Genomic DNA, 25,790 nt, shown 5'->3' on the forward strand with positions numbered 1-25,790 from the left:
ACTCTGAGTACGACGTTCAGATCACCCAGTCGTTCCGCGTGTCCCGGTTTTGCCATTCAAATCGCTGTGCCCATTCCAGGGCCTGTTTCAATGGCAGTGGTTTGCTGTAGAAAAAACCCTGGCCCAGCTCACATCCCAGTTCAATCAGTTTAGCCTCTACCTCTGCTGACTCAATGCCCTCGGCCACCAGACGACGTCGGAAACTTTTCGACAGACTGATGATGGCACTGACAATCATGTCGCTGTCTGGATTGTCGAGCATATCGAATACGAACGAACGATCGATCTTGATTTCCTGGGCAGCCAGCCGGCGGAACAGGTCCAGGGAAGAGTAGCCGGTGCCAAAGTCGTCAAGCGAGACGTCAACGCCCAGCTCACGGCAGGCGCTGACGTTCTCGAGAACGCGGTCGGTATCGTCCAGCGTTGTCGTTTCCAGAACTTCGAGTATCAGGCGCGAACGTATCGCTACCGGACATTCATACAGGGCGGCCTCCAGATCGTCCCGGAAGCCCGGACCCAGAAAGTGCGACGGGCTCAGGTTTACGCTGATGGTGTAGGGCAGCTCATTGCTTTGAAACTCCTGGAGTCGTGTGATGGCTTCACCCAGCACGAAGTTGCCGACCTTGCGGGCATATTCGGTGTATTCAATGTGGTCCAGAAAATGACCGGGGCCCAGCAGGCCATCCTCGGGATGATTCCAGCGGATAAGTGCCTCAAAGCCCTCCACCCTTTGTTTGCCGAAGTGAATCTTCGGTTGATAGTAGAGTTCCAGCTGGCCAAGCTCGAGAGCAGTGCCCATCTGCTCAATCACTTTGATTCGTTCTTTCCGGGAGTAGTGAGAATCCAGATCAAACAGCACGTAATTATTTTTGCCCGCCTCCTTGGCTGCGTACATGGCCTGGTCTGCGTGGCGAAGCAGCTGGTCGGCGTCCGAGTCGTCCTCGGGGTAAACCGTGACCCCCATGCTGCCGGACAAATGCAGTACATTGCGTTTGTAATTTATCGGTTGGCTAATGGCTTCCAGGAGCCTGGCATAGACTCGTTCGTCGTTGACATCCCTCAAAATAGCCACGAACTCGTCGCCGCCGAGGCGGGCAACCACATCATGAGCTCTGACACTCGCAAGCAGTCGATCGGCGACCGATTTCAGTACAGCATCGCCGACGGCATGGCCATGCTGGTCGTTGATGTCCTTGAAGCCATCGAGATCAATAAAGCACACCGACACCAGACCCTCGCGCTGATTGGCTTCAAACAACTCCTGTTCAAACAGTTCGGTCATCCGGCGCCTATTCGGCAGGCCGGTGAGCGCGTCGTAATTGGCTGCCTGTTCGAGATGCTTCTGGTGTTCCCGCTTCTCCTGGTACAGGCGCTTTCGCTCGATCAGGTTGCCCACAGTCTGCATCAGAGGTTCCAGTTCCTCGGCCAGTCTGGCGGTGTATCCGCCCAGGCGATTGGCCAGGCCAATCAGACCGATTTGCCGATCCCCGGAAAAGACCGGGATACCGATGTAAGCCGTTATGGGGGGGTGGCCTTCTGGCAGGCCCTTCGCTCTGCTGTCTGAGGCTACCGAGTCAGAAACGATGACTTCGCCAGTGGTCATGGGCAGGCCGAGGATATTGTCGAGGCGGTCGAAAATCATGCCCCTGCGCTCAACCTCTTGATAAAGCGCCTGGGTTTCGGGGCTCCAGGCTATATTGGTGATTGCACCGATCTTCAGGAACGGAGCGTCGTCGTTCCGTTGGAGTACCTCGCCAATGAATCCGAACTGGCTCCCGGTTAGTGCCAGCAGATCATTGAGCATCAACTCGAAGGCCGCGTGTTCGTTATCGCTGGTCAGAAAGACATTCTGTGCCCGATGAATGGCACGGCTCAGATGAGAGACTTTGACATACTCGCCCGTCGTCGTGGAAAGAAAAGCCCGCTCTAGTTCGTCCTCTACAATACTTGCGAGGCTGCGCAGTACGTCCAGCTCGATCTCGGTGAACATGCGGGGCTTGTCATCAATGATGCAGAGTGTGCCGATCTTGAAACCACTGGGTTCGCGTACCGGCATGCCGGCGTAGAACCGGATGTGGGGTTTACCGGTAACCAGGGGATTGTTCCGGAAACGGGGGTCTTTGGCAGCATCCTCCACCAGCAGGATTTTGTCCTGCTGGATAGCGTAGTCACAGAAGGCGACAGAACGAGGTGTCTCGGATTCGTCCAGTCCCTGTCGGGATTTGAACCACTGGCGTTCTGCGTCCAGGACCGAGAAGAGCGCCGTCTTAACCCCGTAATAGTGCTTCGCAATCCGGGTCAAACGTTCGAAGCGCTCTTCTGGAGGAGTATCGAGAATACCGAGCCGCTCAAGCGCCGCCAGTCTGCGTTTCTCGATACCCGGGTTTGCCATCGGCCAGTCTCCGAACAAGGTTCAACGGCTATTTGAACCTTACCACCAGTTCGTGGAGTTCACTCGCGATCTGCTCCATCTCCCTCACACTATGAGTGGATTCTTCGCCTTTGGCCAGATTGTTTGTGGCCAGCGATGAGATTTTTTCAACCTGCTCATTGATCTGATCAGACACCTGGGCCTGCTCTTCCACCGCAGCCGCCATCTGCATGGCCATTTCGGCGATGGTACTGACAGTGCCGGCGATGTCGTTCAGGGTCTGCTCCGCTTCCAGCATTTGCTCGAGGCCCGCGTCAGCCGCGGCCGTGCCCTGATCGGCGACTTTCACAGAATCTGATGAGCGGCTGATCAGCGCCTCCACGATGCCGTGGATGTCGCTGGTGGAATCCCGGGTTCGTTTGGCAAGACTGCGGACTTCGTCCGCCACAACGGCAAAGCCACGCCCGTGCTCTCCGGCACGGGCTGCCTCTATGGCTGCGTTCAGAGCAAGTAGGTTGGTCTGATCTGCGATGTCTTCAATAATCTTTGCGGCTGAGGCGATTTGCTGGGTCTGCGTTGAAAGCTGCCCCACCGACGCACTGATTTCGTGAACGGTTTTCTTGAGGTTCTCAATGGCCTTACGGGTCCCGGCGACCACCTCCGAACCCTGGTGGGCGAACTCCCGGGCGCCCTCGGCTTTGTCCGCCGTTGACTGAACGTTGGCGGATACATCGGCAATGGTTTGCGACATCTCATGAACCGCTGCAGCCACCTGTTCAGTTTCTGCTTGCTGCTTGTTTAGCGTTTCCTGCGCCTCATAGGCGATTTCCAGCCCCCGGACGGCGGTGGTTTTCACCTGGCCGGCGGAGTCCTCCAGCCTCGTCAGGACGGCATCAAGATGAGATCGCAACGCCAGTACCGCTACCTTGATCCTGCCAAGCTCCAGGTCATCGTCGGTATAACTCTGAGCTGCAAGGTTATCGCTGAAGTTGTTTTCCAATAACTTCATTACCGAGGTCATGAGGTGCCGCTTTGCCATGTGCATCCATATGGCGTAGGCAACCACACCGATGGCCAGAACCATTTCAGAGAGGTATTCATGGCTGGTTACGAAAAGCGCTGCAGCAACCAGGAAAACCAGGCCAAGGAACAGGGATGCCGGCTGGACGCGTTGCGAGAGCTTTGTGGACGATTTTCCGGCCCGCATGGATGCGTAGAGTCTTTCTGCCCGTTGGACATCGCTTCTTTCCGGACAGGAGCGGACTGATTCGTAGCCAACGATCTGGCCCTTTTCAGTCACTGGCGTGACATAGGCACTGACCCAGTAGAAGTCACCGTTTTTGCACCGGTTTTTGACCAGCCCCATCCAGGGTTTACCGGCTTTAAGGTAAGACCACATGTTCTCATAAGCCTCGGGCGGCATGTCCGGATGACGAACGATGTTATGGGGTTGTCCAATGAGCTCTTCCCGACTGAAGCCGCTGATTTCAACGAAGGCTTGATTGCAATGTTTTATCTTGCCTTTGAGGTCGGTTGAGGAAATCAGTTTCTGGGACGGCTTGAACGTTTTTTCGTGGTTGGTTACGGGAAGGTTTTTACGCATTGAGAGTCCTCAAAAAGTCATGGCCTGGCCATTCCTTGATCAGGATAAGTGAAAAGCTGAATTGGTAGTATTTCTTATTGAAAGCCCTCGTAAAGAAATAAATCCAGGAGCGCAAGTACGGTTACTGCAGAAATATCGGGATTGAAAAATACCGGAACGGAGCGTTCCGGTATGGCATGAAATCAGTGTTTGGCTGAGCGCGGCGCCGGCTTGGCCAGCCATTCGTGTCCCTTCAACATCCCGTGCCAATAGAGTGTTGGCAGCTGCTTGGCCTTCAACCACCAGGCGGCGCGGGTAGCCTTGGTGCCGTCGTTGATCCATTTCGGGAAGCTGGGCTGGAGTACTCCACCGTAGCCGAATTCTGCCAAAACGATCTTTCCGTTCTCCACCGTGAGCGGGCATGAGCCATAGCCCATGTAGGCGGCTTCAAGGGGCTGGTTTCGGAGCGTGGCCACCAGGTTTTCCGCCACCACCGGCGCCTGTTTGCGCACCGCAGCGGCGGTTTTAGCGTTGCCAGTTCCGCTCACGTCGCCAAGGCCAAAGATGTTGGCGTAGGCTTTGTGGCGCAGGGTGTCGTCCTCAAGATCCAGCCAGCCGCCTTCATTGGCCAGGGCAGACTCCCGGATCAACTTCGGTGCCCGCTGGGGTGGCACGGCGTGCAGCATATCAAAACTAATCTCGCGGTCCTGGTTCTTGCCCTCGCTGTCGGTCGAGCGGAACACAGCCGTTTGCGCGGCCCCGTTCACAGCAACCAGCGTGCTCTGGAAGTTCAGGTCAATGCCGTATTTTTCGATGTAGGCTTCCAGGGCCGGGACGTAATCGGCCACACCAAACAGAACGGCGCCAGCGTTATGGAACTGGATATCCACGTCGTTCAGCACACCATGCTTGAGCCAGTAATCGGCGGACAGATACATCGCTTTCTGGGGCGCGCCGGCACATTTGATCGGCATTGACGGCTGGCTGAACAGGGCGCGACCTTTCTTGAGGTTCTGAACCATGTCCCAGGTGTAGCTGGCCATGCCCTCCCGGTAGTTGGAGGTGACGCCGTTGGAACCGAGGGCCTCTTCGAGGCCTTCGATGCCAGCCCAGTTCAGTTCCAGGCCAGGGGCGAGCACCAGGGCTTTGTATCCGATGGAAGAGCCATCGCCCAGGGTTACCTGGTTGTTGTCCGGGTCGATGCCGCTAACCGGTTGCTTATACCAGGACACGAAACTGGGCATAACGTCTGACATGGGCTTGGAGGTGACCTCGGGCCTGAACACGCCGCCGCCGACCATGGTCCAGCCGGGCTGGTAGTGGTGCCGGGTGGCGGGCTCGACGATGGCAATGTCGATATTGCTGTCCCGTTTGTGAATGCTGGATGCCACCGATATACCGGCCGCCCCGCCGCCCACGATCACGACTGTGTGACTTTTGACGCTGCCTGTGGTGGTTGTGTTGCTGGTCATGCCTCGAACCTCTTGTCTTTGTTTGCTCTGCGCGTGTGGTGCTTGAGATATATCAAAGCGTACCAAACTTATGGATCTATCATTAGATTAATTGGGAATATGCGGGGCAGGCCAGCTTTACGTCAGGCATAGCGTTGAAAGTGACTTTGTCACTGAAGGCTCGATCTTGGCCAGATACATTGGTTTTGAAGTCTTTCGATCAAACAAAAAGGAATTTCTCCCATGATCAAATCAATCAAAGCCATCGCCGCCGCTGCGCTGATTGCCGCCGTACCTTTCAGCGTTCACGCCGACAGTCATAAAGGTGGTGTTGAAGAAGTGCTGGTGATCCTGTCCAGCGATTCGCTGCAGACCCAGGGCATGGCGATGGTGCTTTCCAACACCATGGCCCAGCAGGGGGCCAAGGTAAACGTGCTGCTCTGCGACAAGGCCGGTGACCTGGCACTTAAGTCCTACGAAGCGCCTGCGCTCAAGCCCAAGGATGTGACACCGGGGCAGATGCTGCGTGGCCTGCTCAAGCAGGGTGGCGAGGCGAAGGTGTGTGCGCTGTACCTTCCGAACAGCGACTACGGCAAGGACGATCTGATTGACGGCGTTGGCGTTGCCATGCCGCCGGAAATGGCCGGCCAGATGCTGAACTCGAAGATTCGCACGTTCACCTTCTGAGGGCGGAAGCCCGGGGCGCAACGACCCCGGGCGTTTAAATCCCACTCACGGACGATAGATCTTCTCTGGATTGAGTTTCATGGACCATGGCAGGCCGTTGTTCTGCCAGCCGTTCACGATTCTCATGCCTTTCTTCTTGCCTTCTTTGGCACCACTGCCCTGAAAGCCGTGGTCAATGTACTTCACATTGGTGAAGCCCCGTTCCATCAGGTATTCCGCGCTGGGCTTGCCACGGCTGGAACCGGAGCGGCACATGGTAATAACCAGGTCATCCTTGGTAAGACCTTTCTCTTTAAGCGCTTTTTCTACGTCTACCGCGAACTCCGGATTGGTGTTCATGGCAAACCGACCCTTGTCATCAAGGAAAGTCGAGCGATCGGCGAGTTTGAACGGGATATTCTTGTCGACGACATCGGTAAAGCCAATAAACATGATTTCCACTGGATCCCGGACATCCACAAACAGCAGTTGGTCCCCCTGCTTCTGAACCATGTCATAGGTTTGTTGTGGGGTAAGGGAAAGTGCTTCTTCTGCCTGGGCGCTGAAAGCAATGGTGATAGTGGCGAGCAGGGCTGTCAGTATATGCTTCATGATGGCTTCCTCCTGCATTGGGGAAGCCCGCCGAACGGCGGGCCCCTTATTTATCCGCGAACGGGATTAAAGCTTGGTGGTGCGGAGGTAAGGACGGATTTCATTCCAGCCCTGCGGGAACAGACCCTTGGCTTCCTCGTTGGAAATGGAGGGCGGAATGATCACATCGTCTCCTTTGCGCCAGTCTGCCGGCAGGGCAACTTTATTGGCATCACCGGTTTGCAGGGCATCGATAACCCGGAGGATCTCGTCGAAGTTACGGCCTACCGCCATCGGGTAGGTCATGGTCAGACGAATCTTTTTGTTCGGGTCGATGATGAACACATTGCGTACTGCGGCGGTTTCGCTTTCACCAGCGTGGATCATTTCGTACAGCTCGGCCACTTTGTGGTCAGCGTCGGCAACGATTGGGAACTGGAGGTCGCAGTTCTGGGTGTCGTTGACGTCTTCAATCCACTTTACGTGCTCTTCCACGGTGTCGGTGGACAGACCCAGGGGCTTCACGTTGCGGGCTTCAAATTCTTTCGCCAGCTGAGCCGTGCGGCCCATCTCGGTGGTGCAGACCGGGGTGAAGTCGGCCGGGTGGCTGAAGAAGAATACCCAGGAATCGCCTGCCCATTCGTGGAAGTTGATCTGGCCGGCGGTGCTGTCGATGGTGAAGTTCGGGGCGGTAGAGCCAAGCAATAAACTCATGATGAATCTCCTGTCGGGTTTTGCTGGTGGAGGCGTATTGCCTCTTGATGTCGGAATAACGATAACCCGTTCGATGGCTCTTAGCCAATATGGTTATATCTATAGAACAAATAGGTTTAACGCATTGGAGAGTAGAAGAGAGCCGCGGGGCCAGTGTTTGTCACGGAACTGCCATAAGCTGCTGATAGCGTAGCGAAGCATCGGGTATGGTCTTACATACCCTCCCTCTGTTTCAGGATCGAAGAGTTGCCAACGGAAGGCCTGTTCAACTGCCAGTCAAACGCCATTCCGCCAGGGTAACTTTAATGCAGCGAAAGCCCGCCTCCTCCCTCAGTGCTGTTCAGATCGCCATGCTGGTTCTGGGCGCCCTGATGGTTGTCTTTATCTGGGCCCTGTTTGGCTACCAGACCATTACTTCCCGAACTGAGGCGCTCCAGGCAAGACAGTCTGAGCACCGCAATCTTGCGTTGATCGTTTCTGAAAGTCTCAAGCAGATGACGGATCGAGCCAGAGCCATGGGGAGTCTGGTGATGGCAGATCCTGCCCGGGAAAGCTCGGGCTTTGAAAGGCTGCTGGGCTTGTTGGCCGAGGATCCGGTATTCAATCGTTTGAGTGTCTACGACGGCAGTGGCAATGTTCTTTATGCCAGCCACCCCGAGGCCGCCAGGATGAGTCTGTCTGATTGGTATGGACAACTGGACCGGCACCTGGACGAGCACGGTTTCGTGCCTCTATTACCGCATAAGTCGGGAGATCCGGAGTCAAACAGCACTGGTCCCAGCTGGCGCCTTCCATTCCTCGTGCCAGCTGGCGCGCCGGGTTATGAGCCTTTAAACAGATTGATCTTGGTCGAACTGGATATCGGTTACCTGGCGGGTCTGCTGCAGCACGTAGAACTGGGGCCGAAAGGCTTTATCCAGATTCTTGATGCGAAAGGCGATGAGTGGATGCGTGCGGATACCAATGGCGTCATTCTGGGCGGCCTTCGCATTCCACGTATCAAGCCTGCGTTGACAGGCCGGCTCAACACTGGAACGAACAGGTTTGAGAGTGCCGGACAGCGGTACCAACAGGTATTTGTCACCCGACCGATCCATGGTTTTACAGTCAGTGTCACCCAGCCTTTCGCCGAAATTCTTGGTCCGCTTTGGAGCGATCAGTATAAGCAGTTGATCCTGAACTTATTGATGACGCTTTTGGTGGGATGCATCGTGCTCTGGCTGGTGCGTGCTCTGAAGCAGCAACAATCCGTTATGCAGGCCCTGCAGCTATCGGAGCGCAAAAATCAGCAACTGATTCAGCGACTGGAAGGTGAGCATGCTCGAAGTAGCCGGGCAGCATCCATTGACCACCTCAGTGGCCTCTACAACCGCCGGCAATTCCTCGATATCGCCACGGGCACGCTCGATGAACAGCGCCGCAACCGGCGCCTGTCGGCAATGCTGTTTATCGATCTGGATCGTTTCAAATCAATCAACGATTCTCTGGGCCATGAGGTGGGTGACCTCCTGCTTCAGGCTGTTGCGGGCAGGATTCAGCGCCTGCTGGACACCGATGATGTCGCGGCCCGTTTTGGCGGCGATGAGTTCGTCGTCCTGCTGGCGGGCAATCGCACCGAGAGTGACATTGAGCAGTGGGCCGATGGGGCAACACGGCATCTGTCCGCGACTTATGAGCTCAATGGCACGGAATTGAACAGCAGTCCCAGCATTGGCATCGCGATTTGCCCGAGGGACGGCCAGACTGTTGAAAGCCTCTTGCGCTGTGCCGACGCCGCCATGTACTCCGCCAAAAAGGCGGGCAGGGGCCAATACCGCTTCTTTGACCAATCGCTCAATCTCAAGGATGTGGAGGAGTTCCATCTGGAACAGGCCTTCGCAGATGCTCTGCGAAATCGTGAATTTGTAATGCACTACCAGCCGCAGGTTTGCCTGGATTCCATGGAGGTGGTCGGTTACGAGGCCCTGGTGCGCTGGCAGCATCCGGAATTCGGTCTGCTTTTCCCCGACCGCTTTATCCCGATGGCGGAAAACAGTGGATTTGTTATTCCTCTCGGCATGGAGGTCTTGCGGCTCGCCTGTGCCCAGATAGCAGAGTGGAAACTGGATGATGAAGTATCAATAAGGCCGATTGCGGTGAATGTTTCCCCGATTCAGCTTGCCCAACCAGAGTTTTGCCGACAGGTGCTTGAGCTGATCTCAGAATATGGCCTGGAGACGCGGCACTTGGAGCTGGAAATAACCGAAACTGCGATGCTTGATGTTAATGCGGTCGAGAGCCTGCACTCTCTCAAAGCTGCTGGTGTGAAACTGAGTCTGGATGACTTTGGCACAGGCTATTCAGGATTTGCCCACCTGGAAGCGGTTCCAGTGGACAAGTTGAAGATTGACCGAAGTTTGATCGCTAAAATCTGCAATAGTCACGACGACAGCCCGATTGTTTCTTCCACTATTATTCTGGCTAAACGAATGAACCTCAAAGTGGTTGCGGAGGGTGTCGAAACAAGGGAACAGGTAGTGCACCTGAAAGTTGCCGGATGCGATATAGCTCAGGGCTATCACTTGAGTCGGCCTATGCCGCCAGAAGACATTCCGGATTTTCTCGAAACTTTTTCCAATGCGGAGGCTGCTGTTTGATGCTTCGACTACTCGCCCTGCTAATGGGAGTCATCTTGCCTTTGACGCTTCTGGCGAAAGAAAATCCGGGGGTGTGTGAGGTTACCGGGCTGACATTTACCGTGGTGCCCAAGAAGGACATCGATGAGCAGCTTCAGGAATTTCAGCCTTTGATGGCGCTTCTCAGTGATGAGCTTGGCGTGCCGGTTGAGCTGATCAGGGCGAGCTCCTATGAGAGCGCGATCGACTCAATCGTTTCGGGCGCCGTCGATGTTGCGGTGCTGGGTCCGGCATCTTATATCATCGCTCGTAGACGCAACCCCGGCATCGAAGCCTTTGCATCTCTGGCCGTGGAAGCTGGATTCTTTACGCCAGAGGGCAGCTACTATAATTCCATGCTGATCGTGAATGATGGAACCGGCGTGAAAGACAGAGAAGGCCTGAGAGGTGCCCGTGTTGCTCTCGGCGACCCCTCCAGCACCTCGGGGGCTGTGGTACCCAAAGCCATGTTCCCGGAAGTCGTTGGCGTGCCGTTTGAGCGTTTCTTTGGCGCCCTGGTGTACGCCGGGGGCCATGACAAGGCGATGGATGCTCTGCTAGACAGTGACGTTGATGCTGCTTTCGTCTCCAGTGCCCGCGCGGATGAATATCTCAGACGGGGAATTATCAATGCAGATTCTTTCCGCGTGCTTTGGCGCTCATCGCCCTTGCACTACGATCCTTTCGTTTTCCGCAATAACTTGTGCCATTCTGTTCGTCAGAAGTTGCTCGAGTTGATGACTACGCAATCACCACGCCTGAGTGACTTTCTCGACAGCCAGCACGCCACCCGGATTACCCCAGTGGGGCATGCGGATTATCAGGCGCTTGAGGGATTGATGTAGATTCGGGCTCTTGCAGGAGTTGGCGTTTGCCATTAAGAGAGGGTGTTTTGCCAAAACACAGTGCCCGGCAAAGCTGGGCTATGCTTGCATTCATCACACTGGTGTTGGTCCAGACAGGCTGCGCATTGCCCTCCCTGAAAGACCGGTCGCAGTCCGAAGCGTTTGCTCAAGAGCTAACTGCAGATACCCGTCTTGGTCAGGCGATTAGTAAAGAAATCGAAAGTCATCCTGACCTGAACGGCATTGCTACGCTGGAGCATCCCCTTGATGCTTTTGTTGCCCGCGCGTTGCTCGCCGAGGCCAGCGATACCTCCCTGGATGTTCAGTACTACATCTGGCGGGATGATATTACTGGTAAGTTGCTTTTGTACTCGCTCTATCGGGCGGCCGAGCGTGGCGTTCGGGTTCGACTGCTTCTGGACGACAACGGCATCGCCGGCCTGGACGACTGGCTGGCGGCGCTGAATCACCATAACAACGTTGAGGTTCGGCTGTTCAATCCGTTTGTGATTCGCAGCTCCCGGGCCCTCGGGTTTCTGACCGATTTTGGTCGCCTGAACCACCGGATGCACAACAAGTCATTCACGGCTGACAACCAGGCCACCATCATTGGCGGCCGCAACATTGCCGATGAGTATTTCGGTGTGGGTGACGGTGCCCTTTTCGCGGATCTGGACGTTCTGGCGATCGGGCCTGTCGTGGATCGTGTTTCCGGGGATTTTGATCGCTACTGGGCGAGTCAGTCTGCGTACCCGGCGGATCGGTTGCTGGCAGGCGCCAATGATGAAGATCTGGATGCTATGGCAGCCGACCTTGCTTCCGTTCAACAGGATGCTGAAGCCCGGCGCTTTGTCGCTGCTTTGCACAATTCGGATTTTCTCAAAGCGTTATTGGACGGGGAGGTGTCGTTTGTCTGGGCGCCGGTGGAGATGGTCAGCGATGATCCGGCGAAAGCCCAGGGGCTCGAAGAAGAGCAGGGTCTATTGAGCCAACAGCTCGCCCTGGCACTCGGTGAACCCAAAAAGACAGTGACCCTGGTTTCGCCCTACTTCGTTCCCGGTAATCGTGGCGTTGAGCTGTTCCGCGACCTTGAAAGCGCCGGTGTGGAGGTGCGGATTCTCACCAACTCCCTGGAAGCCAACGACGTCGCCCTGGTGCATTCAGGTTATGCCAAATACCGGGAGGCTTTACTGGAAGCGGGTGTCGAGTTGTTCGAGCTGCGTAAATTCAGGTCGGAGAATGAAGACGAGCGCCGTAGCTCTGGCGGTATTGTCGGCAGTTCCGCAGCCAGCCTTCACGCCAAAACGTTCGCAGTGGATGGCGAGACGCTTTTTGTTGGCTCCTTCAATTTCGACCCCCGTTCAGCAAACCTGAACACCGAGCTGGGATTCCTGATCAGGAGCCCGGAACTGGCCAACGCCCTGGAGTCGGCTTTTCCCGAGCAGGTAAAGCTGGCGGCCTACGAGGTTATCCTGGACGACGAGGGTGAACTGCGTTGGCTGGAATTCAACGGAGCGGAGACAGTCGAACACCGTCATGAGCCGAATACCGGGGCTTTCAAGCGTGCGTTGGTGTTTCTGTTTTCCTTGCTTCCCGTGGAGCCATTGCTTTAGTTATATAATCAGCGCTGTGATTGATGGCGGCGAAGTTAGGGTGATCTTTTGCTGCGTACTGATAGGGGAGAAAGGAAGGAAACAAACGGGAAAATGGTCGGCGTGGCAGGATTCGAACCTGCGACCCCTTCGTCCCGAACGAAGTGCGCTACCAAGCTGCGCCACACGCCGATCAACGGCCGGTATTATACGGATTCACTTTGGTTTTACCAGCCCTCGGCGGATAAAAGGGCATCCGTAAATTTGCTGAGATTATCGTAGATACTGACATCGGCGCCGGGCATCGGTCTGGCGTCCAGGTGGCGTTCGGTTTCCTCGCCATTGCCGGTTCTTACCAGTACCGGGTGGCAACCTGCAGCGTGGCCGGCTTCCAGGTCTTTGCGGCTGTCCCCGACCATGATGGCCCCTTCAAGGCTCGCCAGGTGAAAATGTTGGCGAATCTGTTCCAGTAGCCCCGTCAGCGGCTTGCGACAGCAGCATTGGTCGTCTGGATGGTGGGGACAGTAGGCGATGAAATCGATGCAGCCACCCTCGGCCTCCACCAGTCGCTCCAGCTTTTCATGCATGGCGTCCAGTTCATCGGTGTCGTAGTAACCTCGGCCGATGCCGGACTGGTTGGTGGCGATGGCGATGCGGTGGCCGGCGTTACAGAGCCGGGCCACCGCTTCTACGCTGCCGGGAATGGGGTGCCATTCATCCGCTGAGCAGATGTAATTGCCATCGTATTCGTTGATGACCCCGTCCCGATCCAGAATGATCAGCATCGCTGTGCGCGCGTTCCTTCGGCTGATCTCAGCCTGCTGTGGGCAGCAGGGAGATATCCGCAACGCGCAGGAACAGGTTGCGCAGACGGTTCAGCAGAGCCAGTCGGTTGTTCCGGATGGCGTCGTCGTCGGCCATGACCATCACCTCATCAAAGAAGTTATCCACCGGTTCCCGCAGGCTGGCCAGGGAGCTCAAAGCGCTGGCGTAGTCGCCGTTCTCGAACAGTGGCAGGACCTTGGCGGCCTGTTGGTCAACCTGCTCGGCCAACGCCTTTTCCGCACTGTCCTGCAGCAGGCTGGCGTCGACGGTTTCACCGATGCTGTCACCACCCTGCTTGGTCAGGATGTTCGAAACCCGCTTGTTGGCGCCGGCCAGGGCCTGCGCTTCGGGCAGCTGGCGGAAAGCTTCCACCGCTTTCACCCGGCGGTCGAAATCCAGCGGGCGGGTCGGACGGCGGGCGTGAACGGCCAGGTAAACCTCGGCACCAATGCCCTGCTCATCGTAATGGGCGCGGAAACGCTCCAGCATGTAGTCCACAACCGTGCTGGCGGTATTCTGCTCGGTCAGTACCGTGAAATACTCTTCGGCCCACTCGCAGCATGTCTGCAGATCCAGCGGCAGTTCACGTTCGATGATGATGCGAAGCACACCGAGAGAGGCCCGGCGCAGGGCGAACGGGTCCCGGGTGCCGGATGGCGGCTGGTTGATGCCGAACAGGCCCACCAGGGAATCCAGACGGTCAGCGATGGCAATGGCACAGCCGGTCAGGGTTGTTGGCAAATCGTCGCCAGCGAAACGGGGCATGTACTGCTCGTTCAGCGCCTTGGCCACGTCTTCCGGTTCGCCGTCGTTAGCGGCGTAATACTGACCCATGATGCCCTGCAGGTCGGTGAACTCCAGCACCATTTCGGTGACCAGGTCAGTCTTCGCCAGCATGGCCGCGCGCTCGGCCAGGGCCGGATCACTGCCGATGGCGTCAGCAATTTTCTTTGCCAGCGCAGCGACGCGTACGGACTTGTCGTAGATGCTGCCCAGCTTCTCTTGGAACACGATGGGCTTGAGGGCGTCAACGCGGTCCTCAAGCTTGGTCTTCCGGTCGGTTTCGTAGAAGAAGGCGGCGTCCGACAGGCGGGGCCGGATCACTTTCTCGTTACCGGAAACCACCTGTGAAGGATCCTTGCTCTCGATGTTCGCAACAGTGATGAACAGCGGCAGCATTTCCCCGTCGGCGGCCACCACGTGGAAGTACTTCTGGTGTTCCTTCATGGAGGAAATCAGGGCTTCTGCAGGAACCTCGAGGAACCGTTCCTCGAATCGACCCATCAATGGCACTGGCCACTCGTTCAGCGCGGTGACTTCGTCCAGCAGGTCTTCATCAATCACTGCTTTCCCACCGGCTTCCTTCTCGGCCAGTTCGGTCACGCCGGCACGGATTTGCTCCCGGCGCTCGGCGAAGTCGGCGATGACGTAGCCTTCCTGCTTGAGGATGACTTCGTAATCGTTAGGTGTGGGCACGATCAGGGACTTGGGGCAATGGAAGCGATGGCCGCGGGTCTTGTTGCCCGGGTTCAGGCCCATGATCGGCGCCTCGATCACCTTGTTGCCAAACAGCATGACAACCCAATGGACCGGACGTACAAATTCGGTGCGGTGGGCACCCCAGCGCATGCGCTTGGGAATCGGCAGGCCGGCCAGGGATTGCTCCACCAGGTCCGGCATCAGCTCTACCGTGGGCTTGCCCTGCTCCACCGTGCGATAGACCACCCAGGCACCCTTGTCGGTTTCCAGGGTGTCGAGCTGGTCCGGGGTAACACCCAGAGACGTGGCAAAGCCAGTCAGCGCGCGGGTTGGGTTGCCGGCATCGTCAAAGGCTGCCTTGACGGCAGGGCCACGCTTTTCCACGGACTTGTCCGGCTGGGAGTCAGCCAGATCCCGGACACGCACGGCAAGACGGCGCGGAGCGGCAAAGGCTTCGACCTTGCCGAATTCGATGCCCGCTTCTTCCAGACCCCGGGTAATGCCCTGGGTGAAGGCGTCAGACAGCGGCTTGAGGGCCTTGGGAGGCAGCTCTTCAGTGCCCAGTTCAACCAGAAAATCCTGTGTAGCCATGGTTATGCGTTCCCCTGTTCCTGCTGTGCCTTCTTCGCTTTCTTGCCCTTCTTGCTTTTCGCCTTGTCGTCGGCGGCCTCAGCGGCAGCAAGGACTTCCTTGCGCAACGCCTCGGGGGCGAGCGGGAAGCCGAGTGAGCGACGGCTGTCGAAGTACGCCTGGGCGACGGCACGGGCCAGGGTGCGAACCCGCAGGATGAAGCGTTGACGCTCGGTTACCGAGATCGCGTGGCGGGCGTCCAGCAGGTTGAAGGTATGGGAGGCCTTGAGAACCTGTTCGTAGGCTGGCAGGGCCAGGCCGGCTTCGATCAGCCGGGCGCTTTCGCGCTCGTGAACGTCGAAACTGTGGAACAGGAATTCGGTGTCGGCGTGTTCGAAATTGTAGGTGGACATCTCCACTTCCTGCTGGTGGAACACGTCACCGTAGGTGACCACACCGTCAGGGCCTTCGGTCCAGACCAGGTCGTACACGCTGTCGACGCCCTGCAAGTACATGGCGATACGCTCAAGACCATAGGTGAGCTCGCCGGTGACGGGGAAGCATTCCAGGCCACCCACCTGCTGGAAGTAGGTGAACTGGGTGACTTCCATACCGTTGAGCCAGATTTCCCAACCCAGGCCCCAGGCGCCGAGCGTCGGCGACTCCCAGTTGTCTTCCACAAACCGGATGTCGTGTACCAATGGGTCCAGGCCGAGGGCCTTCAGGGAATCCAGGTACAGCTCCTGAATGTTGTCCGGTGACGGCTTCAGAACCACCTGGAACTGGTAGTAATGCTGCAGGCGGTTGGGGTTCTCACCGTAACGGCCGTCGGTGGGACGGCGGCTGGGCTGAACGTAGGCGGCGTTCCAGGTTTCCGGCCCGATGGCACGCAGGAAGGTGGCCGGGTGGAAAGTGCCGGCACCCACTTCCATGTCCAGTGGCTGGAGGACCACGCAGCCGTGCTGCGCCCAGAAATTCTGCAGAGCCAGGATAAGGCCTTGAAAGGTCCCGATATCCGGAGTTGTCTGTTTCGTTGCCTTGTCTGTCACGACGGTTGCCTGCTGATCAGTCTGTGTGTGGCGCCCCGGTTGTCCTTCGGGGCACTCCGAAAAAAGAAAGGCGCATTATACGCGTGCTGGCTGTGTATTTCTAAGTCAGAAGAAGGTGAGTCCCACCTGGAACAGTTTTTCCACATCCCGGATGCGGGTTTTGTCCACCAGGAACAGGATGACGTGGTCATCCGGCTGGATCCGGAGATGATCGTGGGCGATCAGAACTTCGTTGCGCCGCACGATGGCGCCGATGGTGGTGCCTTCCGGCAGGTTGATCTCATCCAGCCGCTTGCCGACCACCTTCGAGGACCGGTGGTCGCCGTGTGCAATCGCCTCGATCGCTTCCGCGGCGCCCCTGCGCAGTGAGTGAACGTTCACAACATCGCCCCGGCGGACGTGGGTCAGCAGGCTGCCGATGGTGGTTTGCTGGGGCGAGATGGCCACGTCGATATCACCCCCCTGGATCAGGTCCACGTAGTCCGGGTTGTTGATCAGGGTCAGAACCTTGCGGGCACCCAGGCGCTTTGCCAGCAGGGAGGCCATGATGTTCGCTTCATCGTCGTTGGTCACTGCACAGAAAACGTCAGTATTCTCGATGTTTTCTTCGAGCAGGATGTCCTTGTTGGCGGCGTTGCCCTCCAGCACCACGGTTTTCCGCAGGTTCTCCGAGAGCATCACGCAGCGTTCGTGGTCCCGCTCCAGCAGTTTGACCTGGTAACGGTTTTCCAGGGTATGGGCCAGCCGCTGACCGATGTTGCCGCCCCCGCAGATAAAGATGCGCTTGTAGGGCTTTACCAGCGGTTGCAGTTCACTCATGACCGACTTGATGTGGTCGCCGGCGGCAATAAAGAAAACCTCATCGCCGTCTTCAATGACGGTGTTGCCCTCGGGCATGATCGCCCGGTCTTTCCGGAAGATGGCCGCCACCCGGGTATCGATCTTGGGCATGTGGGTGCGCAGGTAGGACAGCTCGTGGCCCACCAGGGGGCCGCCCCGGGTGGCGCGGATGGCCACGAGGCGGGTCAGGCCCTTGGAGAACTCCAATACCTGCAGGGCCCCGGGATTCTCGATCAGCCGGGTAATATGCTTGGTCACAAGGTGTTCCGGACTGATCAGAACGTCTATGGGAAAGCCCCGCAGGCTGTCGAGATCCTTGGTCTGGTCGCGCTGATAGAAAAGCTCGGATTTTGCCAGGTAGGCATTGGCGCGCACCCGGCAGATGGTGGTGGGCGTCTTGTACAGCAGTTTGGCTACCTGGCAGGCCACCATGTTGGTTTCGTCGCTGTTGGTGACGGCAATCAGCATGTCGGCGTCTTCGGCCCCGGCCTGGCGCAGTGCCGTCGGATAAGACGCCGCGCCCTGGACGGTGCGGATGTCGAGCCGGTCCTGCAACTCGCGCAATCGGGCGCCATCGCTGTCAATGATGGTGATGTCGTTGGCTTCGTTGGCAAGGTTTTCGGCGAGTGTTCCGCCGACCTGGCCGGCACCGAGAATCAGGATTTTCATGGTTCGGGTTTCTCCAGCACGGCATAGAAGAAGCCGTCATGGCTGTCCGGATCGGGGAGCAGTTGCCGCCCCGCACCCATATCGCGCCCCCACTGAGCATCTGGCTCAAGGAGCATGGCATCGGTCTGCTGCTTGCAGAACCGCTGAATTATACGGTGGTTTTCCTGGGGGAACACTGAACAGGTGGCATACACCAGCCGTCCTCCGGGTTTCAGGATAGCCCACATGGCGTCGAGCAACCCGAGCTGTATGGCCGCCAGGGGGGTAATGTCCGATTCACGGCGCAATAACTTGATATCAGGGTGGCGGCGAATCACGCCGCTGGCGCTGCAGGGCACGTCCAGCAGAATGCGATCGAATGCCTCGCCGTCCCACCATTGTTCGGTCGCAGCCGCATCCGCCTGTTTCAGGGTGGCGTTGAGATCAAGTCGGTCCAGATTCTCCTGAACCCTGGGCAGGCGATCAGGAGATTCGTCGATGGCGACCACTTCCGCCAGCTCGCCACAGCTCTCCAGAATCGCGCAGGTTTTGCCGCCGGGAGCGGCACAGGCATCCAGGACCCTCTGGCCAGGCGCCAGATCCATCAGGGTGGTACACAATTGTGCGGCCTCATCCTGCACGCTGACAGCGCCATCGGCGAACCAGGGCAGCCGGTCAACAGAAACCGGGGTGGCCAGTTGAATGCCATGGGGCGCGAAGCGCGTCGCGTTTGCTTCGATGCCGGACTCAGCCAGCAGGCCAAGATACTCATCCCGGGCAAAACGGAGGGCGTTTACCCGCAAGGTCATGGGCGCCTGGGCATTGTTGGCGTCGAGAATGTGCTGCCAGTCTTCCGGCCAGTTGTGGCGGAGTTTTTCCACCATCCACACCGGGTGGCTGAACCTGGCGGCATCGTCTGCCGGTTCTGGTGCGCCTTCCCGCTCCGCGGCCCTGAGGACACCATTCACCAGCCCGGTCAGGTGGGGTTTTTCCAGGGCCCGGCAGGCTTCGACGGTTTCATTGAGTACGGCGTACGTGGCCTGTTGGCTGAAGCGTAACTGGAACAGTGCAACCAGCATCAGGTGGTGGATGATGCGGTCCGGCTTGCGCAGGGGTTTTTTTAGCCGGCCATTCAGCTCGCCATCCAGCCGGTGAAACCAGCGGCAGGTGCCATAGCAGAGGGCCTGGAGTTCGGGGCGTTCGTTTGCGGGCAGTCGGTTCAGGGCCGGCGGCAGGCATTGGGACAGGGACTGGCCGTTTTCCACGGCCAACATCACGCCGGCGGCGATGGCGCGCATGGGGTGTTGTCGGTCCCCCATGTCAGCGCAGCTCCTGGCCGGGCATGAGCAGTTCCTTGCCACCGTTGATCAGGTCGTTCACGCTCTGGGCGCGGGAGCCCGGCAGTTGCAGGCGGGTGATACGCAGGGTTCCGTTGCCACAGGCAATATCGATTCCCTCCCGATCCCGTTGGACGACGGTTCCGGGCGGGCCATCGCTGGTGGTAATCAGAGCCCGGGCCTCGTGAATCCGGATGCGTTGATCGCCCAGATCCGTATAAGTGCCAGGCCAGGGATTGAAGGCGCGAACCAGTCGTTCAATTGCCGTGGCGTCTGTTGCCCAGTCAATATGCCCTTCGGTCTTGCTCAGTTTGCTGGCGTAGCAGGCCAAGTCCTCGTTCTGCGTTTCCCCGGTGAGTTCTCCTTTCTGAAGCAACTCCAGGGCCTTGATGATGGCCTTGCCGCCGAGCTCTGCCAGGCGGTCATGCAGGCTGCCGCCGGTGTCGCTGTCATCGATAGTGGTGAGGGATTTCAACAGCATGGCCCCGGTATCCAGGCCTTCGTCCATCTGCATAATGGTGATGCCGGTCTCGGCATCGCCAGCGGCGATGGCCCGCTGGATAGGTGCGGCGCCGCGCCAGCGGGGCAGCAGCGAGGCATGGATGTTCAGGCAGCCGTGGACGGGAATGTCGAGCACCGCCTTCGGCAGGATCAGGCCATAGGCGGCGACGATCATCACCTCCGGGTTCAGGTCGGCCAGTTGCTTCTGGGCTTCGGGTGTTTTCAGTGTTTCGGGCTGAAACACCGGGATCTCGTGGTCCAGAGCCACCTGCTTGACCGGGCTGGGCTGCAGCTTTCGGCCGCGACCGGCGGGCCGGTCCGGCTGGGAATAAACGCCAACGATGGTATGGCCGGCAGCAATCAGTGCTTTGAGCGCGGTTGCCGCGAAATCCGGGGTGCCAGCAAAAACAAGTCGCACGGTGTTTTGATCTCTGTTCCGTTGTAATACGAAAAGACCGGGTCATGGCCCGGTCCGGAAGATAGTGTCTGGTTCTGGTTCGCCTGCAGCCCTATCAGGCGCTCTTCTTGTGCTGCTTCTCCAGCTTTTTGCGAATACGGTTGCGCTTTAACGAGCTGAGATAGTCAACGAACAGTTTGCCGTTCAGGTGGTCCATCTCATGCTGGATACAAACGGCCAGCAGGCCTTTTGCTTCCAGTTCGAAAGGCTTTCCATCCCGGTCCATCGCCCGGATCATGCAGTGTTCGATCCTTTCGACATCTTCGTAAAATCCGGGTACCGACAGGCAGCCTTCCTGCATGGCTTCCCGTTCACCGTCCAGCACTTCCACCTCGGGGTTGATGAACACCCGCGGCTCGCTCTTGTCCTCGGACAGATCCATGACAATGATCTGCTTGTGAACATTTACCTGGGTGGCCGCAAGGCCAATGCCGGGCGCATCGTACATGGTCTCGAACATGTCGTCGATCAGCTTGCGGTCGGCGTCTGTCACCTCTTCTACCGGCTTGGCAATGGTGCGCAAACGGGGATCCGGGTATTCGAGAATCTCTAGTATCATAGGTCGGTCTTTTGCCTGTATGTCGGGACGCCCGCAGAATTATGCCGGCATCTCTTTTGACTTTGCTGCTCTTTGTAACAGTGTGAAACTGATCTCCGAAATGCGACAGCGTACTGCGCAAATTTTCGCCCTGCCTCTACTATTATCGGGGCAAGGCCCCAGCTTTCAACGGCTGGAGGGGTTATGAACGTTTATACGACTATTATCCAACAATTCGTCGATTGAGTACAAACTGATCAGTTAATAGTTAAAATCTTTCAACGGCGGGATAGAATTTACTGGAAGAACAAAAGATAACATCACAATTTGCGAGACTTCTTCTATAGTAACTGGAATAACAACGTAATAAGCTGCAGGAAACTGACTGCATCCCAACAGAATGCAAAGAATCAAGGCACGCGATCAAGGACTTACACAATGAGGAAACTGCTGTACGCTCTGGCAGCAACTACGCTGCTTATAACCTCCTGGGCCCATGCTGCACCGGAGCTGCGGTCCGATCATCCCGAGCGTTACACCGTTGTGAAAGGTGACACCCTCTGGGACATTTCGGCCCGTTTTCTGAACAACCCCTGGTACTGGCCGGAAATATGGCATGTGAACCCGCAGGTCGCCAACCCTCACCTGATTTACCCCGGTGATCGCCTTGCCCTGGTTTATATTGACGGCAAACCGCGTATCACCAAGGTGGCCAGCAGTGATGTGGTAAAGCTGTCGCCGAAGGTACGTTCCGAGCCGATCGATACGCCCATTCCCGCTATTCCGCTGGACGCCATCGGCAGCTTCCTCACTGACACCCGAATTGTCAGCCCGGAACAGATTAATGGCGCCCCGTATGTTCTGGAGGGTGAGGATGGCCGGATTATCACCGGTGCCGGTGACAAGCTCTATGCTCGCGGCGAGAAGCCTGCGGACAAGGTAGGTATCTTCCGCCGCAGCAAGGAGTTCCGGGATCCGGACACCGGCGAATTCCTCGGTCTTGAAGCCCGAAGCATTGCCCGTGGGGATGTAGCCCGGGAAAACGGCGACGTCCTGACCGTAAACCTGACCAGTTCCAATGAAGAAGTTCGCATTGGTGACCGGCTTCTGGTGAGCGAAGACCGTCGGCTGACCACCAGCTTTGTGCCCAGCGCGCCCAGCCAGGAAATTGAAGGGGAGATGATCTCGGTTGATGGCGGTGTGAGCCAGATCGGTCAGTTCGATGTGGTTGCCATTAACCGCGGTACCCGGGAAGGTCTGGAAGCTGGCAACGTGATGGCCGTGCTGAAAAGCGGCAATCTGGTTCGCGATCCGGTGACCGGAGAAACCATCGAGCTGCCCTCCGAGCGTGCCGGGTTGCTGATGGTGTTCCAGGCTTATGAAAAAATGAGCTATGGTCTGGTGCTGCAGGCCAACCGCGTGTTGACGGTGGGTGACAAGGTTACCAACCCCTGATTGACTGAATACCGATAGACACAACGGCCGGACCAGGAAGGTCCGGCCTCGCTGTTTTCAAGGACGATGCCGTGTTTTCCTGCTCCTCAGCCCAATGGCTGTTTCTGACTTGCCTGCCAAACCTTGGTCGCGCCCGTCGGCGTGAACTGCTGACAGAACTCCCTGACCTGCCCCGACTACTCTCAATGAATGCCGCAACCTTGCGGGCCATGGGCATGACTGCGGATGCCATAACCGCAATCCAGGCCTGGCAACAGCAGGATGATGCTCATCCGGCGGTTCGGGAGGTACTGACCATTTCGCGCGATTGTCGCAAACATGGCATCGGTATTCTGACCTGGCAGGATACCCATTACCCGGAGCAGCTCCGGCACATTCACGATGCACCCCTGGTACTTTATACCCTGGGTGATACGGAGCTTCTGGCCAGGGATCAGGTCGGCATTATCGGTAGCCGCAAGGCAACTCCCGCCGGTCTGGACCATGCCCGGCGTTTCGCTGCGGAACTCAGTTGCCGGGAGTTACTGGTGACCAGTGGTCTGGCGCTGGGCGTCGATGGCGCTGCCCATGCCGGTGCGCTGGATGCCGGGTTTCCGACCATAGCGGTGATTGGCTGCGGCCTGGACCGCATCTACCCTCACCAGCATCGGCGCCTGGGTGGTCGGGTGATTACCCACGGGTTGATTATTTCCGAGTATCCCCCTGGTACGCCGGCAAGAGCCGCGCACTTTCCTCAGCGCAACCGGATTATCAGCGGCCTGAGCCGTGGGGTGCTGGTGGTGGAGGCGGGACTGCGCAGTGGCTCCCTGATCACCGCGCGGATGGCGCTGGAACAGGGGCGGGAAGTATTCGCCATTCCTGGCTCGGTGCATAGCCCGGTTGCCCGGGGCTGTCATCATCTGATCAAGCAGGGTGCCCGCCTGGTGGAGACGGTAGACGATATTCTCGAGGAGCTGGGTGCCTGGTGGTCACCGCCGCTAACGACTGATTCTGCCTCTGCGCCGGAGCCAAAGCGGCAGGGCAACGAACCCCTGGCCGGTCTGGACAGCCGCGAAATCGCGGTATTTGAGGCTTTAGGGTATGATCCACAATCAACCGATGCACTGAGTTCAGCAACCGGTCTTCCCGCCGATCAGCTCATGCAGTCCCTGCTGCTTCTTGAGTTGCAGGGCCTGGTAAGTTCGGCACCGGGAGGCTTCCAGAAAATCGCCTGAACCTGGTGTGAACATCTACCCTGATCAATTCCGACAGAGCCGTATGCCCAATTCCCATCCTCTTTCTGACTGGCAATTGCATTGTGCCCGCCGCACGGTTTTCAGTGGCGGTGTTATCGCCTATCCCACCGAAGCTGTTTGGGGCCTGGGTTGTGACCCTTGGGACGAGGAGGCCGTGGACCGGATTCTGGAGCTGAAGCAGCGCCCGGTCGAAAAAGGCGTGATCCTTGTGGCTTCGTCCGTTGACCAGATCCGCTTCCTGCTGGACCCTCTTCCTCAAGCGCTGCAAGCCGAGGCAGAGAGTCACTGGCCGGGTCCCGTGACCTGTCTGCTGCCCGACATAGAGCGGCAGATTCCAGAATGGGTTCGTGGAAAACATAGCTCCATTGCAGTCCGGGTCAGCCAGCACCCTGTAGTACGTGCCCTCTGCGACGCCACCGGAATGCCCCTGGTTTCCACCTCCTGCAATCCGGCCGGGCGTCAGCCAGCCCGGCATATCTGGCAGGTCAGGGGCTATTTTGGCGATCAGCTTGACTGGATTGTGCCCGGGGCACTGGGCGGCAATCGCAAACCCAGCCGTATTATTGATATTGTCAGTGGTCAGCAACTTCGTTAGGAGCGTTTATGGCACAGCAACCCGATAGCCAGGCGGTAAAGCAGTACCTGCTGGGATTGCAGGAGTCTATCTGTAGCCGGCTGGAGGCTGTCGATGACGGTGCATCGTTTATCCGGGATGCCTGGGACCGGCCGGAAGGCGGCGGCGGTGTCAGCCGCGTGATCACCGAAGGCCAAGTGTTCGAGAAAGGCGGTGTCAATTTCTCCCATGTGATGGGTGATACCATGCCAGCCTCGGCCACGGCCCACCGCCCGCACCTGGCCGGTGCTCCCTGGCAGGCCATGGGTGTGTCGCTGGTTATCCACCCCAACAACCCTTACGTGCCTACCTCTCACGCAAACGTCCGGTTCTTTATTGCCACGCCGAAGAACAGTGAGCCGGTGTACTGGTTTGGTGGTGGCTACGACCTCACTCCCTACTACGGTTTCGAGGAAGACTGTGTGCACTGGCACCGGACAGCCCGGGCCGCCTGTGAGCCGTTTGGAGAGGGCATCTATAAGCGCTTCAAGGACTGGTGTGACGACTACTTCTACCTGAAACACCGGGATGAACCCCGCGGTGTCGGTGGTCTGTTTTTCGATGATCACAACACCGGCGACTTCGAGCAGGATTTCGGCCTGATGAAGGCGGTGGGTGACAGCTATATTGATGCCTACGAACCCATCGTCCGGCGCCGAATGGATCATCCGTTTGGCGACCGCGAGCGGGATTTCCAGCTCTACCGCCGGGGGCGCTACGTGGAATTCAACCTGGTTTATGACCGCGGCACCCTGTTTGGGCTGCAATCCGGCGGTCGCACGGAATCGATACTGATGTCCCTGCCGCCGCTGGTGCGCTGGGACTACAACCGGACCGCCGAGCCCGGCTCAGAAGAAGCCCGGCTTACCGACTATTTTCTGACCGGTCGGGACTGGCTGGAGACCCAACATGACTAACGATCTCTACGCGGTTGTTGGCAAACCCATCAGCCACAGCAAATCGCCGAGAATACACAGCCTGTTTGCCAGCGAGACCGGCGAGCCGGTTGAGTATACCGCCATCCAGGCTCCGCTGGATGATTTCGCTGGCACCGTGAAGCAATTTTTTGAGCGAGGCGGGAAGGGCCTGAACGTGACCGTGCCTTTCAAGGAAGAAGCCTGGAAGCTCGCCGATCGCCGTACCGAACGAGCCGAAAATGCCGGGGCAGCCAATACCCTGTACCTGGATGACGATGGCCGGCTCACCGCTGACAACACCGACGGTTGCGGTATTGTCCGGGATCTTGTCAGCAACCATGGTGTTACTCTGAAGGCGGCGCACATTCTGGTGCTGGGTGCCGGCGGTGCGGTTCGCGGTGTTCTGGGTCCGATCCTGGAAGAGCATCCTGCCTCAATAACCATTGCCAACCGGACGGTCGCCAAGGCTGAAGCCCTGGTCGACCTGTTTACACCGGTGGCGGGTGAGACCGCGCTTTCCGCCTGCGGCTTCGAACAGCCCTGTGCGCCATATGACCTGATCATCAATGGCACCAGTGCGAGCCTCCAGGGCGATTTGCCCCCGCTGTCACCGAAGGTGATTGCGGAGAAAACCGTGATCTACGACATGATGTATTCCCTGCAGACCACCACCTTCAATCAGTGGGCACTTGAACAGGGCGCACAGATCGTTCATGACGGGCTTGGTATGCTGGTGGAGCAGGCGGCGGAATCGTTCCGGATCTGGCGCGGCATCAGCCCTGCCACACGCCCTGTCATTGAGGAATTGCGTAACGACTGAGCCGCTGCCCCCGGATTGGGCTATGCTCAGGGTCAACATT

The 25,790-nt window shown here is 57.9% G+C and carries 21 protein-coding genes and 1 tRNA gene; 9 read left to right on the plus strand and 13 right to left on the minus strand.

Going from position 1 to position 25,790, the window contains the following annotated elements; genetic code table 11:
- Positions 1-16: 16 nt before the first annotated feature.
- From ACO06L_RS14105 to ACO06L_RS14115, 3 genes are all read right to left on the minus strand, one after another.
- Positions 17-2,392, minus strand: a complete 2,376-nt coding sequence (locus ACO06L_RS14105) for a sensor domain-containing phosphodiesterase (RefSeq protein WP_202346253.1) — start codon at positions 2,390-2,392, stop codon at positions 17-19.
- Positions 2,393-2,420: 28 nt separating this feature from the next.
- On the minus strand, positions 2,421-3,974 hold the full coding sequence (locus tag ACO06L_RS14110; protein ID WP_202346254.1) for a methyl-accepting chemotaxis protein: 1,554 nt from the start codon (positions 3,972-3,974) through the stop codon (positions 2,421-2,423).
- A 182-nt stretch (positions 3,975-4,156) separates the two neighbouring features.
- Positions 4,157-5,425, minus strand: coding sequence for an NAD(P)/FAD-dependent oxidoreductase (locus ACO06L_RS14115; RefSeq protein WP_202346255.1), 1,269 nt, complete (start codon positions 5,423-5,425; stop codon positions 4,157-4,159).
- 222 nt (positions 5,426-5,647) lie between these two features.
- Between ACO06L_RS14115 and ACO06L_RS14120 the strand changes: the two genes are divergently transcribed.
- Positions 5,648-6,091: a hypothetical protein gene (locus tag ACO06L_RS14120; RefSeq protein WP_202346256.1), complete on the plus strand. Its 444-nt coding sequence runs from the start codon at positions 5,648-5,650 to the stop codon at positions 6,089-6,091.
- Between the two features lie 45 nt (positions 6,092-6,136).
- Here ACO06L_RS14120 and ACO06L_RS14125 read toward each other — a convergent pair whose 3' ends face one another.
- Together ACO06L_RS14125 and ACO06L_RS14130 are read right to left on the minus strand one after the other, a co-directional pair.
- On the minus strand, positions 6,137-6,682 hold the full coding sequence (locus tag ACO06L_RS14125) for a rhodanese-like domain-containing protein (RefSeq protein WP_227715682.1): 546 nt from the start codon (positions 6,680-6,682) through the stop codon (positions 6,137-6,139).
- Between the two features lie 66 nt (positions 6,683-6,748).
- Positions 6,749-7,375, minus strand: coding sequence for a peroxiredoxin (locus ACO06L_RS14130; protein ID WP_202346258.1), 627 nt, complete (start codon positions 7,373-7,375; stop codon positions 6,749-6,751).
- Between the two features lie 305 nt (positions 7,376-7,680).
- On the opposite strand from ACO06L_RS14130, the gene ACO06L_RS14135 reads away from it, so the two are divergent.
- From ACO06L_RS14135 to ACO06L_RS14145, 3 genes are all read left to right on the plus strand, one after another.
- The gene (locus ACO06L_RS14135) at positions 7,681-10,011 is read left to right on the plus strand and encodes a putative bifunctional diguanylate cyclase/phosphodiesterase (RefSeq protein WP_202346259.1); all 2,331 of its coding nucleotides are present in this window, start codon (positions 7,681-7,683) and stop codon (positions 10,009-10,011) included.
- A complete protein-coding gene (locus ACO06L_RS14140) occupies positions 10,011-10,874 on the plus strand; it encodes a phosphate/phosphite/phosphonate ABC transporter substrate-binding protein (RefSeq protein ID WP_202346260.1) in 864 nt (287 codons plus the stop codon). The genes ACO06L_RS14135 and ACO06L_RS14140 overlap by 1 nt, the downstream gene beginning before the upstream one ends.
- 80 nt (positions 10,875-10,954) lie before the next feature.
- Entirely contained in the window at positions 10,955-12,487 is a 1,533-nt protein-coding gene (locus ACO06L_RS14145) for a phospholipase D family protein (protein WP_202346560.1), read from the plus strand.
- 94 nt (positions 12,488-12,581) lie between these two features.
- Here the strand turns inward: ACO06L_RS14145 and ACO06L_RS14150 are convergent.
- The 8 genes from ACO06L_RS14150 to def all read right to left on the minus strand — a co-directional run bounded on the left by ACO06L_RS14150 (position 12,582) and on the right by def (position 20,731).
- Positions 12,582-12,658 (minus strand) — tRNA-Pro (locus ACO06L_RS14150).
- 35 nt (positions 12,659-12,693) lie between these two features.
- Positions 12,694-13,251: a D-glycero-beta-D-manno-heptose 1,7-bisphosphate 7-phosphatase gene (gene gmhB, locus ACO06L_RS14155; RefSeq protein ID WP_202346261.1), complete on the minus strand. Its 558-nt coding sequence runs from the start codon at positions 13,249-13,251 to the stop codon at positions 12,694-12,696.
- 28 nt (positions 13,252-13,279) lie between these two features.
- Positions 13,280-15,361 carry a glycine--tRNA ligase subunit beta gene (gene glyS / locus ACO06L_RS14160; protein WP_202346262.1) on the minus strand — a complete coding sequence of 694 codons (2,082 nt, stop codon included), beginning with the start codon at positions 15,359-15,361 and terminating at the stop codon, positions 13,280-13,282.
- 2 nt (positions 15,362-15,363) lie between these two features.
- A complete protein-coding gene (gene glyQ / locus ACO06L_RS14165; protein WP_064229433.1) occupies positions 15,364-16,389 on the minus strand; it encodes a glycine--tRNA ligase subunit alpha in 1,026 nt (341 codons plus the stop codon).
- A gap of 105 nt (positions 16,390-16,494) precedes the next feature.
- Complete coding sequence (gene trkA, locus ACO06L_RS14170; protein ID WP_064229432.1) at positions 16,495-17,898, minus strand: Trk system potassium transporter TrkA; 1,404 nt, start codon at positions 17,896-17,898, stop codon at positions 16,495-16,497.
- A complete protein-coding gene (gene rsmB / locus ACO06L_RS14175; RefSeq protein ID WP_202346263.1) occupies positions 17,895-19,196 on the minus strand; it encodes a 16S rRNA (cytosine(967)-C(5))-methyltransferase RsmB in 1,302 nt (433 codons plus the stop codon). Before rsmB ends, trkA begins: the two co-directional genes overlap by 4 nt.
- A gap of 1 nt (position 19,197) precedes the next feature.
- Entirely contained in the window at positions 19,198-20,133 is a 936-nt protein-coding gene (fmt, locus tag ACO06L_RS14180) for a methionyl-tRNA formyltransferase (RefSeq protein WP_202346264.1), read from the minus strand.
- Between the two features lie 94 nt (positions 20,134-20,227).
- Positions 20,228-20,731 (minus strand): peptide deformylase, encoded by a 504-nt coding sequence (gene def, locus ACO06L_RS14185; protein WP_108018217.1) that lies wholly within the window; start codon positions 20,729-20,731, stop codon positions 20,228-20,230.
- A gap of 417 nt (positions 20,732-21,148) precedes the next feature.
- Between def and ACO06L_RS14190 the strand changes: the two genes are divergently transcribed.
- The 5 genes from ACO06L_RS14190 (at position 21,149) to aroE (ending at position 25,750) form a co-directional block, all read left to right on the plus strand.
- Positions 21,149-22,165 (plus strand): LysM peptidoglycan-binding domain-containing protein, encoded by a 1,017-nt coding sequence (locus ACO06L_RS14190; RefSeq protein ID WP_202346265.1) that lies wholly within the window; start codon positions 21,149-21,151, stop codon positions 22,163-22,165.
- Positions 22,166-22,236: 71 nt separating this feature from the next.
- Positions 22,237-23,379: a DNA-processing protein DprA gene (dprA, locus tag ACO06L_RS14195; RefSeq protein ID WP_202346266.1), complete on the plus strand. Its 1,143-nt coding sequence runs from the start codon at positions 22,237-22,239 to the stop codon at positions 23,377-23,379.
- Between the two features lie 43 nt (positions 23,380-23,422).
- Positions 23,423-23,995, plus strand: coding sequence for an L-threonylcarbamoyladenylate synthase (locus ACO06L_RS14200; RefSeq protein WP_202346267.1), 573 nt, complete (start codon positions 23,423-23,425; stop codon positions 23,993-23,995).
- A gap of 8 nt (positions 23,996-24,003) precedes the next feature.
- Positions 24,004-24,930 (plus strand): oxygen-dependent coproporphyrinogen oxidase, encoded by a 927-nt coding sequence (gene hemF / locus ACO06L_RS14205; protein ID WP_202346268.1) that lies wholly within the window; start codon positions 24,004-24,006, stop codon positions 24,928-24,930.
- Complete coding sequence (gene aroE / locus ACO06L_RS14210) at positions 24,923-25,750, plus strand: shikimate dehydrogenase (protein WP_202346269.1); 828 nt, start codon at positions 24,923-24,925, stop codon at positions 25,748-25,750. Before hemF ends, aroE begins: the two co-directional genes overlap by 8 nt.
- Positions 25,751-25,790 lie beyond the last annotated feature (40 nt).

Source organism: Marinobacter sp. (genome assembly GCF_965229985.1).
Taxonomy (GTDB): domain Bacteria; phylum Pseudomonadota; class Gammaproteobacteria; order Pseudomonadales; family Oleiphilaceae; genus Marinobacter.

What these genes read in the sequence shown, in the direction of transcription:
- ACO06L_RS14105 (WP_202346253.1), bottom strand. Translation starts at nt 2,392, where the DNA reads ATGGCAAACCCGGGTATCGAGAAACGCAGACTGGCGGCGCTTGAGCGG.
- ACO06L_RS14110 (WP_202346254.1), bottom strand. Translation starts at nt 3,974, where the DNA reads ATGCGTAAAAACCTTCCCGTAACCAACCACGAAAAAACGTTCAAGCCG.
- ACO06L_RS14115 (WP_202346255.1), bottom strand. Translation starts at nt 5,425, where the DNA reads ATGACCAGCAACACAACCACCACAGGCAGCGTCAAAAGTCACACAGTC.
- ACO06L_RS14120 (WP_202346256.1), top strand. Translation starts at nt 5,648, where the DNA reads ATGATCAAATCAATCAAAGCCATCGCCGCCGCTGCGCTGATTGCCGCC.
- ACO06L_RS14125 (WP_227715682.1), bottom strand. Translation starts at nt 6,682, where the DNA reads ATGAAGCATATACTGACAGCCCTGCTCGCCACTATCACCATTGCTTTC.
- ACO06L_RS14130 (WP_202346258.1), bottom strand. Translation starts at nt 7,375, where the DNA reads ATGAGTTTATTGCTTGGCTCTACCGCCCCGAACTTCACCATCGACAGC.
- ACO06L_RS14135 (WP_202346259.1), top strand. Translation starts at nt 7,681, where the DNA reads ATGCAGCGAAAGCCCGCCTCCTCCCTCAGTGCTGTTCAGATCGCCATG.
- ACO06L_RS14140 (WP_202346260.1), top strand. Translation starts at nt 10,011, where the DNA reads ATGCTTCGACTACTCGCCCTGCTAATGGGAGTCATCTTGCCTTTGACG.
- ACO06L_RS14145 (WP_202346560.1), top strand. Translation starts at nt 10,955, where the DNA reads ATGCTTGCATTCATCACACTGGTGTTGGTCCAGACAGGCTGCGCATTG.
- gmhB (WP_202346261.1), bottom strand. Translation starts at nt 13,251, where the DNA reads ATGCTGATCATTCTGGATCGGGACGGGGTCATCAACGAATACGATGGC.
- glyS (WP_202346262.1), bottom strand. Translation starts at nt 15,361, where the DNA reads ATGGCTACACAGGATTTTCTGGTTGAACTGGGCACTGAAGAGCTGCCT.
- trkA (WP_064229432.1), bottom strand. Translation starts at nt 17,898, where the DNA reads ATGAAAATCCTGATTCTCGGTGCCGGCCAGGTCGGCGGAACACTCGCC.
- rsmB (WP_202346263.1), bottom strand. Translation starts at nt 19,196, where the DNA reads ATGGGGGACCGACAACACCCCATGCGCGCCATCGCCGCCGGCGTGATG.
- def (WP_108018217.1), bottom strand. Translation starts at nt 20,731, where the DNA reads ATGATACTAGAGATTCTCGAATACCCGGATCCCCGTTTGCGCACCATT.
- ACO06L_RS14190 (WP_202346265.1), top strand. Translation starts at nt 21,149, where the DNA reads ATGAGGAAACTGCTGTACGCTCTGGCAGCAACTACGCTGCTTATAACC.
- ACO06L_RS14200 (WP_202346267.1), top strand. Translation starts at nt 23,423, where the DNA reads ATGCCCAATTCCCATCCTCTTTCTGACTGGCAATTGCATTGTGCCCGC.
- hemF (WP_202346268.1), top strand. Translation starts at nt 24,004, where the DNA reads ATGGCACAGCAACCCGATAGCCAGGCGGTAAAGCAGTACCTGCTGGGA.
- aroE (WP_202346269.1), top strand. Translation starts at nt 24,923, where the DNA reads ATGACTAACGATCTCTACGCGGTTGTTGGCAAACCCATCAGCCACAGC.